Raw genomic sequence first — 17,583 nt, forward strand, 5'->3', positions numbered from 1 at the left:
GTTGTTAAATCAACAAACTTAATTTAGGTTAAAGCTGTTTTAGCGGCATAGGCTTTGATTACCTTTTTAAGATCGATTCCTTTGCCCAATACGGGTTTAAAGATATCGCCCAAGGCTTCAATTCTTTCTAAAGCATTAAAAATGGTGAAATCTTTCATTTTCAGTCCTTTTTTTACCTCGTCCCACACTAAGGGCATAGATACGGTTGCGCCTGGTTTAGGCCTAACCGAATAAGGGGCTGCAATAGTGGCCTGAGTTCTATTTTGTAAAAAATCCAGGTATATCTTTCCTTTTCTATCTGCTACGGTTCTCTCTATACTGGTATATTTTGGCAGCTCCCTGTTTACCAAGGTTACAATGATCCTTGCAAACTCTTTCGATTGCTCATACGTGTATTTGGCACCTAAAGGGATATAGATATGCAGACCTGTAGAACCACTTGTTTTGCAATAAGATACCACGCCCATCTCATCTAAGATCTGTTTGGTTACCTGTGCTGTTTCTATCACTTTCTCAAATGAATTTTTAGCAGGATCTAGATCGATGATACACCATGTGGGATGGTCTGGTTTTTTCACCGTGCTGCTCCAAGGGTTGATTTCAATGCAACCTAAACTTGCCATATATAAAAGCGTAGCCTTATCGTTGCCTACCAGAAAATGCCTATCTTCCATACTTTCTTCGGTATGATACAGGTAAGTATCAATCCAATTGGGCACCTTGCCTGTTACATCTTTTTGATAAAAACCAGGTTCATTTATTCCATTAGGATGTCTATGAAGTGATTGTGGTCTATTTTTAAGGTAGGGTAATATATAGGGCGCCACCTTATCATAATAATTGATCAGTTCTCTTTTGGTGATTTTCTCTAGCGGCCAATAGATTTTGCTCAGGTTGGTAAATTTCACTTCTTCACCATCAATTTTCAAGACCTGCGTTTCATCGGTAGGGCCTAACAACAACTTGCTGTTTTTAGTTGATGCCGAATGGTCTTTCTTTGCGTTCCTTTCAACTTCTTTTGTACTGATTTTCTTTTCCATCACTACCTCCTTGGCTTTTTTATCTTCGCGCATTCCTTCAAACGAAGGATGTCGCATTACCCCATCGTTGGTCATTTCTGTAAAGCTTACCTCGCAGATCAGTTCTGGCTTTAACCATACTACCGTTGCATGTAAAGGTTTTGGTCTAAAACGGTTGGGTTTATCAATAACCGGGCTTGTAGCAAACGGATCTTGATCGATAACCAATGGCTTAAAAAGTGTCAACAGTTCTTGTTGTTTTTTAATGCTAAAGCCTGTCCCAACCTTACCCTTGTATATCAACTTTCCCTTGTCAAACACTCCAACCAACAAAGAACTAAAGGGCTTGCTGGTATCTTCATTTTTTGTATAACCTCCAATTACCATCTCTTGTCGTTGATTGGATTTAATCTTTAACCAATTACCCGTTCTTAATCCACTTTCGTACACGCTGTTTTTACGTTTGGCCATCACTCCTTCTAATCCCATTTTTTGAACAGCAGCTAACATTTCTTTTCCAGACACCTTAAAATCCATGCTCAACCTGATGATTGTATTTTTAGGAACCAACTGTTGTAAAATGGCTTTTCTTTCAACCAAGGGCAACTTTCTTAAGTCATAACCATCATACCACAACAGATCAAAAACATAGTACAACAACTCCCCATCAGCTTCACTTTTCCAGTTCTGTAATGCACCAAAATTGGCAATGCCCTTATCATCTACTACCACCATTTCTCCATCAACAATGGCATTGATGTCCCACTCTTCCAAAGCTTTGTAGACCGGAAAAAACTGTTCCTTAAAAGATTGGTCATTTCTAGATTTTAATGCAACCTTATGCTTGTTCATCAATGCGACAGCTCTATACCCATCCCATTTGATTTCATATAGCCACTCTTCGCCCTCAACGGGCTCATCAACCAATGTGGCCAACATGGGCTTTACCTTATCATAAAAAGCTATCTTATGCTGCCCTTTTAAAACAGTCTGTTGCTGCTCCGCTTTTTTGCTTTTGGTCTTTGGCTTATCTTTTATCTTCTTTTTTAGCTTTTGCGTCAATTCTTGCTGAGTTTGATCTGCTGCAGCTGCTACTTTTTCTATTTGGGCAATCGTTTTTTTAGATATAACCGACTTGTCTTTTTTAAGGATATCTGTATCCGCAGCATAACGGTCTTTATGTTTGATGAGCAACCAGGCATTCTCTGCCATTCCTTTGGTTTTCACCAACGCAAATTCGCCCTTTAGTTTTTTGCCATGCAAAACCACTTTAAGCGAGCCATCTTTTAATGCTGCAAGCAATTCTTTTTCTTGCGTCGCCCTACCTTCCATTTTTACAATGGGTTCATACGTCCCTTCATCCCAAACCATTACGGTACCTCCTCCATATTCGCCTTTGGGTATGGTTCCTTCAAAATCTTTATAATCATAAGGATGGTCTTCTACCATCATGGCCAGTCGTTTAACTTCAGGATCGGTTGATGGTCCTTTCGGAACTGCCCAGCTTTTCAATACCCCACCCATTTCTAGACGGAAATCGTAATGAAGATGAGATGCCGCATGTTTTTGGACCACAAAATGTAATTTTTCAGCTGTGCTTTTACCTCCAACAGGTTCTGCGGTTTTGGCAAACGACCTTTTCTTTTTATAGGTGGTTAAACTCATGGTTTTCTGATAAGGAGAATGACAATACCTGATTAACAATCTGCCATTTAAAAAGTTTGATCCATCAACTTTAAAACTATTTGTGCTGCAATTTTTTAGCAAGCTGCAAACATTTTCAAATCAACCCGTGTTTTGCTCCTATACTATCATCGCTATGGGAAAGATCAAAAAACAGGAAAAACCAAAACAGGCAGACCAAACTTATGCAGCACCACCATTTCCTAAACAGAAGAAGACAGCACCACCAGGAAAAGAACAAGACCTTAAACCCTTGGCCGACCATGGAGAAGAATCGTACCAAGGCAGTGGCAAACTGAAAGGCAAAAAAGCGATCATTACGGGTGGGGATTCGGGTATTGGGAAAGCAATAGCCATTGCATTTGCCCGAGAGGGTGCCGATGTGCTGATCAGCTATCTCAGCGATACTGAAACCAAAGATGCCGAAGATTCGGCCAGCTATGTTAAAAAGGCCGGACAAAAAGCCATCTTGATCAAAGGGGATATCAGAAAAGAAAGCCACTGCAAAAAGATCGTACAAAAAGCAGTAAAAGCCTTTGGACAGATAGATATTTTAGTGAACAATGCCGCTTTTCAGATGGCCAGAGAAACCTTGATGGAAATTCCGACTGAAGAATGGGTGAAAACTTTTGATACCAATATCCATCCGATGTTCTATTTATGTAAAGCAGCAGAACCTTATATGAAAAAAGGAAGTAGTATTATAAATACCACTTCGGTAAATGCGTATAACCCTACCCCTGTATTATTGCCCTATGCGGCAACAAAAGGAGCCATACAGAACTTTACGGCCAATTTAAGCCAAATCCTACTCACTGCCGGCAAGGGGATCAGGGTAAATGCAGTAGCACCGGGACCAATATGGACACCTTTGATTCCAACAACCCTACCCGATCCTGAAAAATTTGGACAAGATACCCCAATGGGTAGACCTGGACAACCTGTAGAGGTTGCTCCAGCATATGTATTTTTGGCATCTGATGCGGCAAGTTACATCTCTGGCGCAACCATACCAGTTACTGGTGGAAGGATAACCATTTAACCAACATCTTAGCTATTCAAACCCGATCATGATGGAAAATAAGAAAAAAACAAAAACCGACAACAACAAAACCATGGGCGATGCCAAGGGAAAAGCAACATTCGACCAAAATGGCAAAGGTGCCTCACCTACATATGGACAAGCTGGCCAAACGCCCAATGAATCTGGCGAAGGCATGAAAGAAAAAACCGACAAAACGATAGATAAATCTTAAACATGCTTTAAATTTTAAGCAAGTGCTCTACCCTTTGTAACAGGTCGTTGATATCGAAAGGTTTATTGATAAAATCGTCTGCCAGGCTTTCTTTGCCATCTTTAACCATATTGGCATTGGCCGACATTAACAATACAGGAATGTGTTGGGTTGATGCTGTAGATTTCAGCTCATTACCTACTGTAATGCCATTGCCATCCGGCAACATGACATCGAGAATAACCAGGTCAGGAAGCGTTATTGTTATTTGATCTTTAAAACTTGTGGCATTTTCAAAACTAGAAACTTTGAAGTTTTCGCTTTCTAAAAGGTAAACCACCATCTCTCTAACGGCCTCATTATCTTCTACTAGGTAAATATTTTTCTTCAAAATATAATCTGTTAATCTATAGTTACTAATATAGAGATTATTCAGGTTGGTTAGAATAAATCTAATCGCTTTCTCTACGTTAACGAACTTAAACTTAACAGTTGTAAAAAACATTTGTTTTGTATGAAATACATACTGCTATCAAATTGATTAACAAGCACTATGGGTCTACAAAGCAATATTTTTTAAAATTTTATCAAATTATCCTTTTGAAATTATATCTTTGCAAAAGAAATGAAAAAGGTATTTTATCTTTTCCATTACAGTTGCATCCATAGCTCAGCTGGATAGAGCACCGGTTTTCTAAACCGTAGGTCATAGGTTCGAATCCTATTGGGTGTACAAAAAGAGGCTTTTAACTTTACGTTAGAAGCCTTTTTTGTTTTAGTGCTATTGCAGATTGCAATTCTTTCATACATCCAACAGCCCAACATATTAAAATATTATCACAAAAAAGCCCTGGCTTTTAGCCAAGGCTTCTTATACTTTAAAAATTTAGCTATACTATCTACCCACCAATTTCTGAAAATGAGCTGGATAACGGTCGCCCTGTACGGTAATCTTTGCAGCGGCTTCGTTAATTTCACGAAGGTCATCTGCAGTAAGCACCACATTCACAGCCGAAATGTTCTCTTCCAAGCGGTGTAGTTTGGTGGTACCCGGTATAGGTACAATCCAAGGTTTTTGGGCCAATAACCAGGCCAAGGCAATTTGCGCAGGACTTGCCTCCTTGTTTTTGGCAATATTAGCTAACAACTCAATTAATACTTGATTGGCTTTTCTAGCTTCAGCCGAGAAACGTGGACCGATGTTACGGAAATCATTGCTTTCAAAAGTGGTGTTTTCGTCAATTTTACCAGTCAAGAATCCCTTTCCCAATGGACTAAACGGCACAAAACCGATACCCAATTCTTCTAAAGTTGGGATCATCTCTACCTCAGGTTCTCTCCACCATAACGAATATTCGCTTTGTAAGGCAGTAACAGGCTGCACGGCGTGGGCTTTGCGTATGGTCTGTGCACCAGCCTCCGAAAGACCGAAATGTTTAACCTTGCCTTCTTTGATCAGTTCGGCAACGGCTCCAGCCACATCTTCGATCGGCACATTTGGATCCACACGGTGTTGATAGAACAGATCGATCGCTTCTACTTTCAGTCTTTTCAGCGAAGCTTCGGCTACTTCTTTGATATGTGCTGGCCTACTGTCCAATTCGTGCCATTGACCACTCCCATCAGCATTGGCCTTGAAGCCAAATTTGGTGGCAATCGTCACCTCACCACGAAATGGCAAAAGCGCTTCTCCTACCAGTTCTTCGTTTACAAAAGGACCATATACTTCTGCGGTATCAAAAAAATCGACACCCTTTTCTACTGCGCTTCGGATCAGTGAAATCATTTCTTTAGGATCGGCAGCAGCACCAAGGCCCCAGCTCATCCCCATACAGCCCAAACCTAAGGCAGAAACTTCCAATCCGCTATTTCCAAGTTTATGTTTTTGCATTTTCATCTCCATCATTTTTATTGTGTATACAAAATTAGGTTTGCGCAGGAGCTCAGGCTAGCGAAAAAGAAACAATAACTTACAAAAATCAAACATTTTACAGGTCGATAACTATCCTTGATCTGCTCGAAGACCATTCGAACCTACCTCGAAGAAACCGTTTTTGACCTAAACAGCTATTACCTTACATAAAAACGATCATTTTCATTGTGCCCTAAGGGATTTAGACTGCACAAAATGATAACTTTACATTTCAATTTCCATCATGAAGAACGCATTTATCAAACTCCATATCGCCATCTTACTGGCTGGTTTTACAGGTGTATTTGGGCGCTTGATCACCTTAAACGAAAGTCTGCTTACCTGGTATCGGCTGCTCTTCTCTGGATTGATCTTATTGACCATCTTAGTCCTAAGCGGAAAATTGACCAAAATTCCATTCAAACACAAGTTGAACATTGCCTTAGCGGGTACCTTATTGGGGGTACACTGGATTTTCTTTTATGGCAGCATCAAATATTCGAACATCTCTGTAGGTGTGGTCTGTTTTTCGTTGTGTAGCTTCTTTACAGCTATCTTAGCCCCGATGATCAATCGCACAAAGTTCTCTATCCAAGAACTGGTATTGAGCAGTTTAACCTTGGTTGGCATTAGCCTGATCTTTGGGTTGGATGCTACTTATCGCACGGGCATTATCCTTGGTGTTGTTTCGGCCATTTTAGTGGCTTTATTTACCATCTACAATGAAAGGCTCACCAAAAAATTCGACAGCCAAACCATTACGCTTTATGAAATGTTGGGTGGTTGTTTAGGGCTAACCTTTATTTTACCAATCTACTTGTTCTTCTCTTCTGTTGAGCAATACCTGCCAAGTGCCGCAGACCTGGGTTGGCTCATTGTACTCTCTTTGGTGTGCACCGTACTGATGTATTTGTTATTGACACAGGCTTTACGGAAGATCTTTCTTTTACCGTGAACCTAAGTTTCAACCTTGAGCCTTTATATAGCATCATTTTGGCCATTATTATCTATAAGGAAAACAGAAGCCTTTCTACAGCCTTTTATGTAGGTCTATCGTTCATGATCCTTTCTCTTGCGCTACAGATGTACAGGGTGATCAGGGCCGAAAAGCACAAAACAAAGGCATCGGCCATCTAATCTATTGTAAGAAAAACGTATTTTATAATTGTGCAGTTAAGAGCTATCTTTATCAAAAACAAATACAGCAATGGCTTTTAATTGGTTTGACCTTATTGTATTGTTCGGTATTTTACAGGGACTGGTCTGTGCTGTATTATTGGCCAGAAAAAAACCTGTAGACATTAGCCAGAAGCTGTTGATTGCTGTTTTGCTGGTATTCTGCCTACTCAGTTTTAAAATAGAGCTGCATACCTTAGGCTTATGGGATACCCTTACCTTTCGCTATTTTCCTTTGGGCATAGATTTGTTGATCCAACCTTTGCTTTATTTCTACGTCGCCTCACTTACCCAACCTGGTTTTAAATTAAAGGGCAATCAATGGTTGCACTTTATCCCCCCATTCTTTTTCTTGGTCCATTCATTATTGATGTATTTCATTTTACTGCCTGTGGGCACTATAGGATTAAAAGATGCTATTGCCGATCAGCTATATTACAATGCTATCAAAAATTTCGAGGATATCTTATCAGTAGTTTCGGCCTTTATCTATGGCTATCTATGTTTAAGGAGTGTCAATCGTTATCAAAAGTGGTTGCACCAAACTGTTTCAGATAGCAGTTATGCCACCTTAGATTGGCTCAAACGTTTTTTGTTGTTGACCGGAATTTTAGGATTGATCCTTTTCATCAACATCTCGTTGGATAATTCTTCATCTACGCCCAATCAGTTTTTCAGGTGGCAGTTTTTTTACATCTATTTAGCCGTTGTGATCTATTATATTGGTATGCGGGGCCTAACCGCCAAACCTCTCCCAACCCAAGAACCACAAAAATTTGAGTTGACCATCTTAACAGCCAAGTATACAGATGACGAACTGAGTACTGCAACGCTAGCAATTATAAAAGCACTTGAAGAAAACCACATTTTTCTGGATAGCGAACTAACCTTACAAAAGTTTGCCTCCTGGCTTCAACTAAGCCCTGCATTGGTTTCTACAGCCATCAACAAAAATCTTTCAAAAAGTTTCCGCACCTTGGTAAATGCTTATCGGGTTGAGACCGTAAAACTGAAACTCCTAGACCCTCAACTGGCCCACTTGTCTTTATTGGGCATTGCTTTAGAGGCTGGTTTTAATTCTGAAGCCAGTTTTTATCGGATCTTTAGGTCTACTACAGGTTATTCGCCCAAAGGATATATCAAGGCCTTTTCATCAAGCCAAACTCCGGCTATCCATTAATATTTTTACGCTCAAAACGTGTTTTGAGAAGGCTCGACCACTGCAATTTCATTGTTTTACCAAAAAAACACAATGAAAACAGGATTTAAAATTTTATTGATCAGTACCTTGTTGATCGGTAGCGCATATTTGTTTATAGCTACCTCCTTCCCCTTTGTCAAGAACAAAAAATTAAAAGCAGATGATCCACTCACTAAAACCAAATGGCAACAGATGGGTGGCTTCGAAAGTTACACCCCCGACCATTTAAGGCTAGGTTGTTGGAGCACCGCATTGGCCCAAATTATGTATTACCATCAATTGAAACCTTTTGGAAAAGTAGCCTACATTTCTAGAAAAGGCTATCGGATCAATCAGTACATCGATAGTAACAGCATTGACTTTAACCAGCTTGTTTTAAAGATAGATAGCAGCACCAGCAAACTGACAATCGAGCAAACTGCCAGATACAATTATTATGCAGCTTTGGCCATACAAAAGGATTTTGGAACTGACAATTACATGCACAAACTTGCGCCAGCCTCTTTACTAGAACAACATTATAAAGTAAAGGTAGAACGTTACATTTCGTGGAAAGGTTTTCTTCCTTATACTACTGGCAAGTTGGAAAAGATAATCTGTAGCGAACTGGATTCAAAAAGACCCGTTTTCCTCCATTTTTCTAATCTTAAAAACTTTGGGCATTCAGTCGTAATCGATGGTTATTACTGGAAAAATGACGCATTGGTGGTTCACCTCAACCAAGGGCAAGGAGGACCGCAAGATGGTTGGTATCATTTCAACATGGATATTTTAAAGGAAAATGACCTGGCCTTAAGGGTAATCTATACATTTAAATCGCTTTAATTGGGATTGCAAATCCCATTGATAGTGATAGGCGAGCTTGTAATATTGACCAACCACAACAAGGTTACAAATCTCAATCAACAAAAAAGCTGCCCTAGGGCAGCTTTAAATATCCTTAAGAAACACTTTGGCACATCCAAACATCTCCATAATAGATCTGCCCTCCATATTCTCTAGAACAGATACAATTTCCCATTTCATTTGTAGAACAATTGGCAAACAATGTTCCCACATTTGGCTCCCCAGGTAGCCAACCTATAAAAACAGTACAGGTATTATCCACATTACATACAGGTGGCACTTTACCCCCATTTACTTTTTTCATTTCGGCTTTACTCAGTTGATTAAATTTTTTCATGGTATAGTAATTAATTTATATAAGGTTGCCGTATCATGCCTCGGCAACTTGGGCTGCAAATTGACCAACAACATCCAATCCATAGCAGTATAAGTACCAGATTCATTAAGCGCTGCAACTACCTTAATTAGATATTTTTTGATTTGAAAAGAAAAACTGCCTTGCATAAGGTAGCTTTTCATAAATATTAAGAAACAGACATACAACCACCAACATCGCCATAGATGGTAGCTCCATTATATTCTCTTGAACATGTGCAACTGCCCATGATATCAGAAGAACAATAAGCAAATAGATACCCAACATGCTGGATAAAAACGATACAAGTATTATCCACATTACATACAGGCGGGACTCCACCATTCACTTTTCTCATTTCGGCCTTACTTAACTGATTGAATTTTTTCATGATTTAGTAATTAATTTATGTAGGATTGCCGTATCACGCCTCGGCAACTTGGGCTGCATACTTACTAAAATACCGGTTCCATATCCGGATAAACACTAGACTATTAAGCCTTGCAACTGACTTAACAAGATTTAAATTAAGTGTTATTTTCTAAAAAATAAAAACTTCAACTAAAAAGTTACAGTTAACATACTGTTATTCAATCAATTTCACTCATTCTTCTTAAATAGTTTGATTTAATAAATCTTATACCTAAATTTATAGTAGATGGAAATTATTCCAGTACTGTCGCGAAAACTAAAAACTAAACAAATATGAAAACCTACATTTTTAAAGCACTTTCATTGCTAGGTCTATCTGTTGTTTCCCTCTACTTTAATGATGGAAAAAAAGAAACGGCCAGTAAAGCACCAGACCCTAATTATACAATCAATGGAACCATCCGTGGTCTAAAATCAGATTGGGTCTACATCGCACATCGTGATACGCTTAATAAATTCGCTAAGATCGATTCTGCAAAAGTGACCAATGAGAAGTTCAGCTTCTCTGGCAGTATTAGCAATCCTGAATTTTGCTATCTGGGTTTGAGGTCACTTGACAAAAATGGTAAAAAAAGTGGTTTGGTGTTTCAAGCGCTATTTGTATTGGCCAAGGGAAACCTGAACATCACCTGCCATAAAGATTCGATAAGCAAACTTAAGGCCAGCGGTACCATTGGACAAAACGAATTTGCCAGCTACAAACAAAAAACAGCCCTTCTTTCTAAAGAAATAAACAGTTTATTTGAAAAAAAAAATAGTGCAGAAAGAAAAAAAGACCAAAAACTGCTCATCGCGCTAACAAAGGAAAGTCAAATTAATCAGAAAAAAATGAACCTGATTACACTTGCACATGCCAAACAATACCCTAATTCTATCGTATCTGCCTATATTATCAATGAATATCTTTACAGCCCTGATGAATTTAACCTACAAACAGGCTATGCTGCCTTAACAGACGAGGTAAAAAATTCGCCCTATGGCAGATCGATACATAAAAGATTATTGGCCAGCAACAGAACAGGTTTAGGCAGGCAGGCACCCTATTTCGAAATACCTGATGCGACAGGTAAAGTAGTGTCTTTAAATGCCTTTAAGGGAAAAGTTACCTTGGTAGATTTTTGGGCCAGTTGGTGCGGACCTTGCAGGGCAGAAAACCCCAACCTAGTCAAAGCTTATAAAGAATTTAAGGGTAAAGGTTTTGACATTGTGAGCATCTCTATGGACAGCAGCAAAGAAAATTGGCTAAGTGCCGTGAAACAAGATGGTTTACCTTGGCAACAGCTCAGCGACCTTAAAGCCACAAAAAGTGAACTTAAGGAGCTATATGGCATCACAGCGATCCCGATGAACTTTTTGTTGGATGGCAACGGAAAGATCATTGCCAGAAATTTAAGAGGTATAGAACTGCAACAACAATTGGCCAAACAATTCAATTGACCTGGTAATTTCCAAGAACATAAAAAAGCCTTAGTAAATTGCTAAGGCTTTTTTGTGGAGCATCAATCATTAATAATTACCTGTTACACCAACTTCCAGACCTCTTAACTCGGCCAAGCCACGCAAACGACCAATGGCCGAATAACCTGGGTTGGTTACCTTGTTCAGATCATCCAACATCTGGTGTCCATGGTCTGGTCTAAAAGGAATTGGTGTTGCTCTTTTTGCATTCTCGGCCGTTACCACTTTCATTACCTCGTACATGTTTACGTCGCCACCTAAGTGGTCTGCTTCATAGAAATTGCCTTCTTCGTCTTTGGTTACATTGCGCAGGTGCAAGAAATAAACCCTTTCTTTTACCGCTTCAAAAATCTCTACCAAATTGTTGTCCATACCCGCACCTAAAGAGCCTGTACAATAACAGATACCATTAAAAGGCTGGTCAACACTATTTAAGATATATAAGAAATCTTCTTTATTGCTGGCTATGCGTGGTAGTCCTAAAATTGAATATGGTGGGTCATCAGGGTGGATAGTCATCTTGATCCCTCTTTGGTACAGGTTTCGGCTATTTCATTTAAAAACCAGGTCAAATTCGCTTTCAGTCCTTCCCTACCTATGTTTTGATATTCATCGATACTTGCCCTCAAAGCTTCTATTTCAATCTCTTTTTCGTTCGGGATGCCCATCAATACGTTGATGCGTAGTTCGTCCAACTCGGCTTCCGTCATCGATTCGTATCTGGCTTTGGCCTTGGCCAATATCTTTTCCGAATAATCTGCTTCGGCACCTGCTCTTTTGAAGATGTATAAATCAAAAACTGCCAGATCAGTCCAGTTGAAGTATAAGGCTTTAGAACCATCAGTCATGGTCAGGTCTAATTGGGTGCGCGTCCAATCTAACACGGGCATAAAATTATAGCAAATGGTCTTTAAGCCACAAGCCGACAGGTTTTTCAACGAGGTCTTATAGTTTTCTATGTATCTTCCAGCATCTGGCCTACGCGTCTTGATCGCTTCGTGAACGGGTACGCTTTCTACTACCGACCACTCTAGCCCAGCAGCTTCGATGATCGCTTTTCTTTCTTTAATGTCTTCCAAAGGCCATACTTCGCCATGTGGAATGTGGTGTAATGCAGAAACAATTCCAGTTGCACCTGCTTGTTTAACATCTTGTAAGCTTACTGGGTCTGTCGGACCATACCAGCGCCATGTTTGTAGTAATTTATGGTTGTTCGTGCTCATTTTGTTTATAATGGATAACCAATATTAAGGATTAAAAGATTTCTACCATCCAATACGTCCAAAAATAGTTACGGAAACGTTAGCGTAATTGGTTGTTAGTTTTGAGTTGAAAGTAAAAAGTTCAAAGTTGAAAACCCACCTTCCCTTTTACATTATCCCCTAGTTTCTCAACTCCAAATTTCCTTCCAATTTAATGGCATCTGATGAACCTCCAACCATGATTTTAAAATCTCCGGCTTCTGTTGTCCAACCTAGTTTTTCTTGATAAAAAGCTAATTTAGCAGGGGTGAGTTCAAAGGTAATTATCTTACTTTCTCCTGGGTTCAACTTCACTTTTGCAAAGTCTTTCAACTCTTTAACTGGCCTAACCACCGAAGCAAATTTATCGTGGATGTACAATTGGGCCACCTCTTCTCCAGCTACCTTACCCGTATTAGTTAAAGTAAAACTTACCTTCACTTTTTCTCCTTTATTGATGGCTGTTTGATCTAATTTCAGGTTGCTGTAGGCAAATGTGGTATAACTTAAGCCGTAACCAAATGCAAAACGTGGATCGTTGGGCGAATCGATATAGGCCGACCTGTACCTGATGTCGGTAGGTTTGGTAACCGGACGCCCTGTATTGTAATAATTATAAAAAATCGGGATCTGACCTACATTCCTCGGAAAACTCATTGGGAGTTTACCCGATGGATTGTAATCGCCGCTTAAAACATTGGCAATGGCATTTCCACCTTGGTCGCCCAAAAACCAAGCATATACAATGGCATCGGCCTTGTCTGCAATGCTGTTGAACACCAATGGCCTACCTGCCATGACCACTACAATCACCGGCTTCCCTGTAGCTTTAATGGCATTGAACAGCTCTTCCTGTTTACCCGGCAAACTGATGTCTGTACGCGATTTGGATTCACCGCTCATGTCCCAAGTTTCGCCCAATACCATCACTACAGCATCTGCTTTTTTGGCATTGGCAATGGCCGCACTAAATCCGGCAGTACTACTATCGCTTACCGTAGTCCCTTGGGCGTAGGTAAATTTAGTCTGGTCGCCAAACTTGTGCTGCAGGCCTTCGTATACACTCACAATGTTGGCTGTATCTGCATAAACTACCCAACTGCCCGCTTGATTCTTTTGGCGTTGACCATTGGTCCGATCAATGCGATGCTTTTGACACCCTTCTGTAAAGGCAGGGTATTGTTTGTGTTTTTAAGCAGTACGATAGATTTTTCGGCTGCTGCTAAGGCAACCTCCTTGTATCTAGGGTCGTTCATTACCTTGGCTTCCCGTTGCTCGTCTGAAAACTTGTAAGGATCATCAAACAGCCCTAATTCAAACTTTTTGTACAAGATCCTTTTTACGGCATCATCAATCAGTTTAACATTCACCTTACCGCTTTTAACCAGATTTTCGAGTTCTTTTTTATAGGCTTCGCTCTCCATGTCCATATCGCTACCTGCGATGATCGCTTTCTCAGCAGCTTGGTTATTGTCTTTTGCAAATCCCCAAGGTACCATCTCCCTGATCGACCCCCAATCGCTTACCACAAAGCCTTTATAGGCCCATGCTCCTTTTAAAATATCTCTTTGTAGATAGGCATTTCCGGTTGCAGGAACTCCATTCAGGGTATTGAATGAGTTCATAAAAGTGGCTACGTTGGCATCGGCGGCGGCCTTGAATGGTGGCAGATAGATTTCGTGCAGTTGCTGCTCGCTCATGTCTACCGGATTATAATCTCTACCGGCTATTGCGGCGCCATAAGCAGCAAAATGTTTGGCGCAGGCCATAATGGCATCAACTCCACCGAGTTTGTCGCCCTGAAAGCCTAAAACACGTGCCCTTGCAATGGCAGAACCCAGATAGGTATCTTCACCAGCGCCTTCCATTACACGGCCCCAACGTGGATCACGGGCAATATCTACCATGGGTGCAAATGTCCAATGGATACCAGATGCTGCCGCTTCTACCGCCGCTACATGGGCAGTCTCTCTAATGGCGGCCATATCCCATGATGCCGATTCGGCCAATGGAATAGGAAATACGGTTTTGTAACCATGGATTACATCCAAACTGAACAACAAGGGAATCTTTAACCGAGATTGAAGGGCAACCGCCTGAATCTCTCGGGTATCTTTTACCCCTTTAACATTGAGCATCGACCCCACCATCCCAGTTTTGATATCGTTGAGCAGGTAGGTTTTTCTATCGTTTGCCGGTCCGGTAACTTCTCTTCCTGAATATTGGTTCAGCTGACCTATCTTTTCTTTTAAGGTCATCAATTTCATGAGTGAATCTACACGTTGGTTGATCGATTTTTGCTGTGCATAAAGATTTGGACTAAACCCAATCAGGGTAAAGGCCAAAAGCTTGAGGGTTTTGTTCATCTAAGGTTAAAATTTAGGGATATCAATGCAAAGAGATTTGGTATGGATACAAATTATTTAAAGACCAGCAGTGAAATACTTCATCTATAGTAATGAATTATATAAAATTCATATACATCTGATTATAAATAGAATGAATATTAAATAAATTAAGAAGCGTTACACCATAAATGCCTTACCAAATTTAATATGGCATATAATCATCCATCAAATCATAGAGGAATATCATATCCCCTAACTGCGGTATACTATCAGGGATCTAACATTTACTTTTTATAGTTTTTGTATCTCAACAAAGCTTCTAGGTAATAATAATCTGCATAATTGATCGGCACATCTATCTCCGATTTAGCTGGACGATGGCCCGTGCTGTGCTCGAGGATAAAACCATAGTTCGCCCCTGGTTTGCTGGTATATTTTGTACTTAGGGAAGCCAAGATCTTATCGGCCGCTGCTTTGTATTTCTGGGTATTCTTTTTGCTGTATTTAGCCAATTCGTATAAGGCAGAAGCCGTAATTGCTGCAGCAGAAGCATCTCTTGATACATTTGGAATCTGTGGGTCATTGTAATCCCAATATGGAATACCATCGGCAGGGGTAATTTTGCTACTTAAAATAAAATTGGCAATACCATCAGCCTGAGCCAAATAAGCAGGATTTTTGGTATAACGGTAACATAAAGTGTAACCATACAGGCCCCAAGCCTGTCCCCTTGCCCATGCTGATTCGTTTGAATAGCCTTGTGCCGTTAACTTCTGGCGAACATTCCCGCTTAAGGTATCGTAGTCGATCACATGCCATGAACTAAAATCGGGTCTGAAGTGGTTTTTTATGGTGGTATTGGCATGCGTAACCGCAATCTTGTAAAAAGTAGAATCCTTGGTAAATTTGGTTGCTTCGAACAAAAGCTCCAAGTTCATCATATTATCAATGATCACGGGATATTTCCATTTATCGCCATTATGATCCGATGATTTGATTACCCCAGCTTTGGCATTGAACCTTGTTGACAAAGATTTGGCCGCCTGGATGATCGACCGAGCGATAAGCGGTGTCTTTGGTCAATTTATAACCATTGCCAAAGGGACAATAGATCATAAAGCCCAGATCATGTGTACCTTTATTGAACTGTTCTTTTTTGATATCTTCTGTATATTTCTTGGCCAGGTTAAGCCACTTTTTGTCTTTGGTGTATTCGTAGAAATACCATAGCTCTGCCGGAAAAAAACCACTGGTCCAATCTCTAGAGATTACCATTTTAAATTGTCCATTTTCTACCGTTCTTGGCGATACAAAAGTAGGTTTTACTACCCTTGCCGAATCTACATTTTTGATCAACACATCAGTTTGCTTGGCTGCAGCGGCAAAAGATTTCGGCACATTAACCTGTTGCGCATGACTTAAACCATAAGACAAAGCAAACAATGCTATTAAACTAATTTTCAACTTCATAACAATTTATTTTTTAATTATTTCCTTTACTTATTCTTTTCGTTTTTATAACCAGATCAATGGATGTCTGATCGGTACATTTCTGATTACTTCTTCAACCGTAGGCTTCAAATCCAGACTTTTCCAAGTGTTGAACCAGCTTTGGTTCTGATAGGTATTGGCACCAAACAAAAGGAAAGGCTGGGCCACTGGCCAGTTTTCCCAATACATTACATCTGGTTTTAAAGTCCATTTGTTCTTATCTGCTACAAAAGGATATAGATAGGTAATCCCTTTATAGATCGATTTTCCATCTGCCGTTTCAAATTTCCAAAGGTTGTCTTTTGGGGTAGATAAGATCTGGCAGATCATGGTCATGGCATCTAAGTTAAAGATAGAATAACCATAAGCTTTAGTACGTGCCAATTCTAATGGAAAACTACCATCGATAGCCATTTGTAAGGGCAAGAGTACATTTTTATACCTCAAGCGCAACGAATCTAGCATGGGTTGGTCATTACAGAGTTTGGCAAAAGAAGCCACCTGCATTACCCAACAAGCACTGTGGTTATTTTTCGATAGTTTTTCTGCTACTCCATTTTTACTAGTATCCAACCAAAGGATATAATCGGCAAACCATTGCTTGATCGATTTTAAGGACTGCTGGTCAAAGCTTTTTGCCTTTTGCATCACCAACACCCCTTGGGCCACTTCCATGAAATGAATGGTATCTATAATGCCCCAGCTCCTGCCTGTAGAAGAACCTTTAACCGCTTGCGCGAAAGAAAGGTTCGGATTCATTAAGGTTGCTGGATCTACAAACCAAGCTTTCAAGTGGACAAGGGACTGTTTTACATATTTTTCATCGCCAGTTAATTGATAGGCCGATGCCAATGCTCCAATGATCTGGCTAAAACGGATCATGGCCTTGCGGTGGGCTACAAAATTATTTGGATTGGTTTCGCCATCTCTGTTGATGTAAGGACCATCTGGATTGGCAGGATTTGGCCAAAAATAATCAGCTTCCGAGAAAAAATCGTGTTTACCACCCGCACTTCTAGGCGAGCTTTCGGCAGTTACCGTAACAGGGCTCTGTTTCATGGCCCAAGCCGCTTCTGTTAAAACCTGTTGTTTAAGTACGGCATTGGCCTGTTGTTTGATATTTCCTTGTGCAAAACAAACACATGACAACAGTACAAATAAGAAAGTCAGTTTGATATTTTTCATG

At 40.1% G+C, this 17,583-nt stretch carries 17 protein-coding genes, 1 tRNA gene and 1 pseudogene; 8 read left to right on the forward strand and 11 right to left on the reverse strand.

All coding sequences use genetic code 11. The annotated features are described in order from the left end of the window. Positions 1-23 precede the first annotated feature (23 nt). The gene (ligD, locus tag ACFJIZ_RS07545) at positions 24-2,684 is read right to left on the reverse strand and encodes a DNA ligase D (RefSeq protein WP_379091861.1); all 2,661 of its coding nucleotides are present in this window, start codon (positions 2,682-2,684) and stop codon (positions 24-26) included. A gap of 154 nt (positions 2,685-2,838) precedes the next feature. Between ligD and ACFJIZ_RS07550 the strand changes: the two genes are divergently transcribed. Then, positions 2,839-3,744 carry an SDR family oxidoreductase gene (locus ACFJIZ_RS07550; RefSeq protein WP_379091862.1) on the forward strand — a complete coding sequence of 302 codons (906 nt, stop codon included), beginning with the start codon at positions 2,839-2,841 and terminating at the stop codon, positions 3,742-3,744. Between the two features lie 31 nt (positions 3,745-3,775). After that, positions 3,776-3,958: a hypothetical protein gene (locus tag ACFJIZ_RS07555; RefSeq protein ID WP_379091863.1), complete on the forward strand. Its 183-nt coding sequence runs from the start codon at positions 3,776-3,778 to the stop codon at positions 3,956-3,958. Positions 3,959-3,965: 7 nt separating this feature from the next. Here the strand turns inward: ACFJIZ_RS07555 and ACFJIZ_RS07560 are convergent, their stop codons facing one another. Then, on the reverse strand, positions 3,966-4,328 hold the full coding sequence (locus tag ACFJIZ_RS07560) for a response regulator transcription factor (protein WP_379091864.1): 363 nt from the start codon (positions 4,326-4,328) through the stop codon (positions 3,966-3,968). 268 nt (positions 4,329-4,596) lie between these two features. On the opposite strand from ACFJIZ_RS07560, the gene ACFJIZ_RS07565 reads away from it, so the two are divergent. Then, positions 4,597-4,670: transfer RNA gene (locus tag ACFJIZ_RS07565), tRNA-Arg, on the forward strand. 162 nt (positions 4,671-4,832) lie between these two features. Here the strand turns inward: ACFJIZ_RS07565 and ACFJIZ_RS07570 are convergent. Beyond that, positions 4,833-5,834 carry an aldo/keto reductase gene (locus tag ACFJIZ_RS07570; protein WP_379091865.1) on the reverse strand — a complete coding sequence of 334 codons (1,002 nt, stop codon included), beginning with the start codon at positions 5,832-5,834 and terminating at the stop codon, positions 4,833-4,835. Positions 5,835-6,093: 259 nt separating this feature from the next. On the opposite strand from ACFJIZ_RS07570, the gene ACFJIZ_RS07575 reads away from it, so the two are divergent. From ACFJIZ_RS07575 to ACFJIZ_RS07590, 4 genes are all read left to right on the forward strand, one after another. Continuing rightward, complete coding sequence (locus tag ACFJIZ_RS07575; protein ID WP_379091866.1) at positions 6,094-6,804, forward strand: DMT family transporter; 711 nt, start codon at positions 6,094-6,096, stop codon at positions 6,802-6,804. After that, a complete protein-coding gene (locus ACFJIZ_RS07580) occupies positions 6,801-6,986 on the forward strand; it encodes a hypothetical protein (protein WP_379091867.1) in 186 nt (61 codons plus the stop codon). Before ACFJIZ_RS07575 ends, ACFJIZ_RS07580 begins: the two co-directional genes overlap by 4 nt. Before the next feature lie 70 nt (positions 6,987-7,056). Continuing rightward, a complete protein-coding gene (locus tag ACFJIZ_RS07585) occupies positions 7,057-8,205 on the forward strand; it encodes a helix-turn-helix domain-containing protein (protein WP_379091868.1) in 1,149 nt (382 codons plus the stop codon). Between the two features lie 72 nt (positions 8,206-8,277). Beyond that, positions 8,278-9,051 (forward strand): C10 family peptidase, encoded by a 774-nt coding sequence (locus tag ACFJIZ_RS07590; RefSeq protein WP_379091869.1) that lies wholly within the window; start codon positions 8,278-8,280, stop codon positions 9,049-9,051. 115 nt (positions 9,052-9,166) lie between these two features. Here the strand turns inward: ACFJIZ_RS07590 and ACFJIZ_RS07595 are convergent, their stop codons facing one another. Together ACFJIZ_RS07595 and ACFJIZ_RS07600 are read right to left on the reverse strand one after the other, a co-directional pair. Continuing rightward, positions 9,167-9,409 (reverse strand): hypothetical protein, encoded by a 243-nt coding sequence (locus ACFJIZ_RS07595; RefSeq protein WP_379091870.1) that lies wholly within the window; start codon positions 9,407-9,409, stop codon positions 9,167-9,169. 187 nt (positions 9,410-9,596) lie between these two features. Further along, positions 9,597-9,818, reverse strand: a complete 222-nt coding sequence (locus ACFJIZ_RS07600) for a hypothetical protein (protein WP_379091871.1) — start codon at positions 9,816-9,818, stop codon at positions 9,597-9,599. A gap of 314 nt (positions 9,819-10,132) precedes the next feature. Here ACFJIZ_RS07600 and ACFJIZ_RS07605 point away from each other — a divergent pair, with 314 nt between their 5' ends. Next, positions 10,133-11,296, forward strand: a complete 1,164-nt coding sequence (locus tag ACFJIZ_RS07605) for a redoxin domain-containing protein (RefSeq protein ID WP_379091872.1) — start codon at positions 10,133-10,135, stop codon at positions 11,294-11,296. Between the two features lie 69 nt (positions 11,297-11,365). Here the strand turns inward: ACFJIZ_RS07605 and uxuA are convergent. From uxuA to ACFJIZ_RS07635, 6 genes and pseudogenes are all read right to left on the reverse strand, one after another. Continuing rightward, positions 11,366-12,540 (reverse strand): annotated as a pseudogene (uxuA, locus tag ACFJIZ_RS07610) (mannonate dehydratase). A 159-nt stretch (positions 12,541-12,699) separates the two neighbouring features. Continuing rightward, positions 12,700-13,626, reverse strand: a complete 927-nt coding sequence (locus ACFJIZ_RS07615) for a glycoside hydrolase family 3 C-terminal domain-containing protein (RefSeq protein WP_379091873.1) — start codon at positions 13,624-13,626, stop codon at positions 12,700-12,702. 23 nt (positions 13,627-13,649) lie between these two features. Further along, the gene (locus ACFJIZ_RS07620; protein ID WP_379091874.1) at positions 13,650-14,924 is read right to left on the reverse strand and encodes a glycoside hydrolase family 3 protein; all 1,275 of its coding nucleotides are present in this window, start codon (positions 14,922-14,924) and stop codon (positions 13,650-13,652) included. A 266-nt stretch (positions 14,925-15,190) separates the two neighbouring features. Further along, positions 15,191-15,937, reverse strand: a complete 747-nt coding sequence (locus ACFJIZ_RS07625; RefSeq protein ID WP_379091875.1) for a hypothetical protein — start codon at positions 15,935-15,937, stop codon at positions 15,191-15,193. Continuing rightward, positions 15,885-16,376, reverse strand: coding sequence for a hypothetical protein (locus tag ACFJIZ_RS07630; protein ID WP_379091876.1), 492 nt, complete (start codon positions 16,374-16,376; stop codon positions 15,885-15,887). The genes ACFJIZ_RS07625 and ACFJIZ_RS07630 overlap by 53 nt, the downstream gene beginning before the upstream one ends. 45 nt (positions 16,377-16,421) lie before the next feature. Then, a complete protein-coding gene (locus ACFJIZ_RS07635) occupies positions 16,422-17,582 on the reverse strand; it encodes an alginate lyase family protein (protein WP_379091877.1) in 1,161 nt (386 codons plus the stop codon). Position 17,583: the final 1 nt, after the last annotated feature.

This window comes from Pedobacter sp. UC225_65, assembly GCF_042698365.1.
GTDB lineage: Bacteria > Bacteroidota > Bacteroidia > Sphingobacteriales > Sphingobacteriaceae > Pedobacter.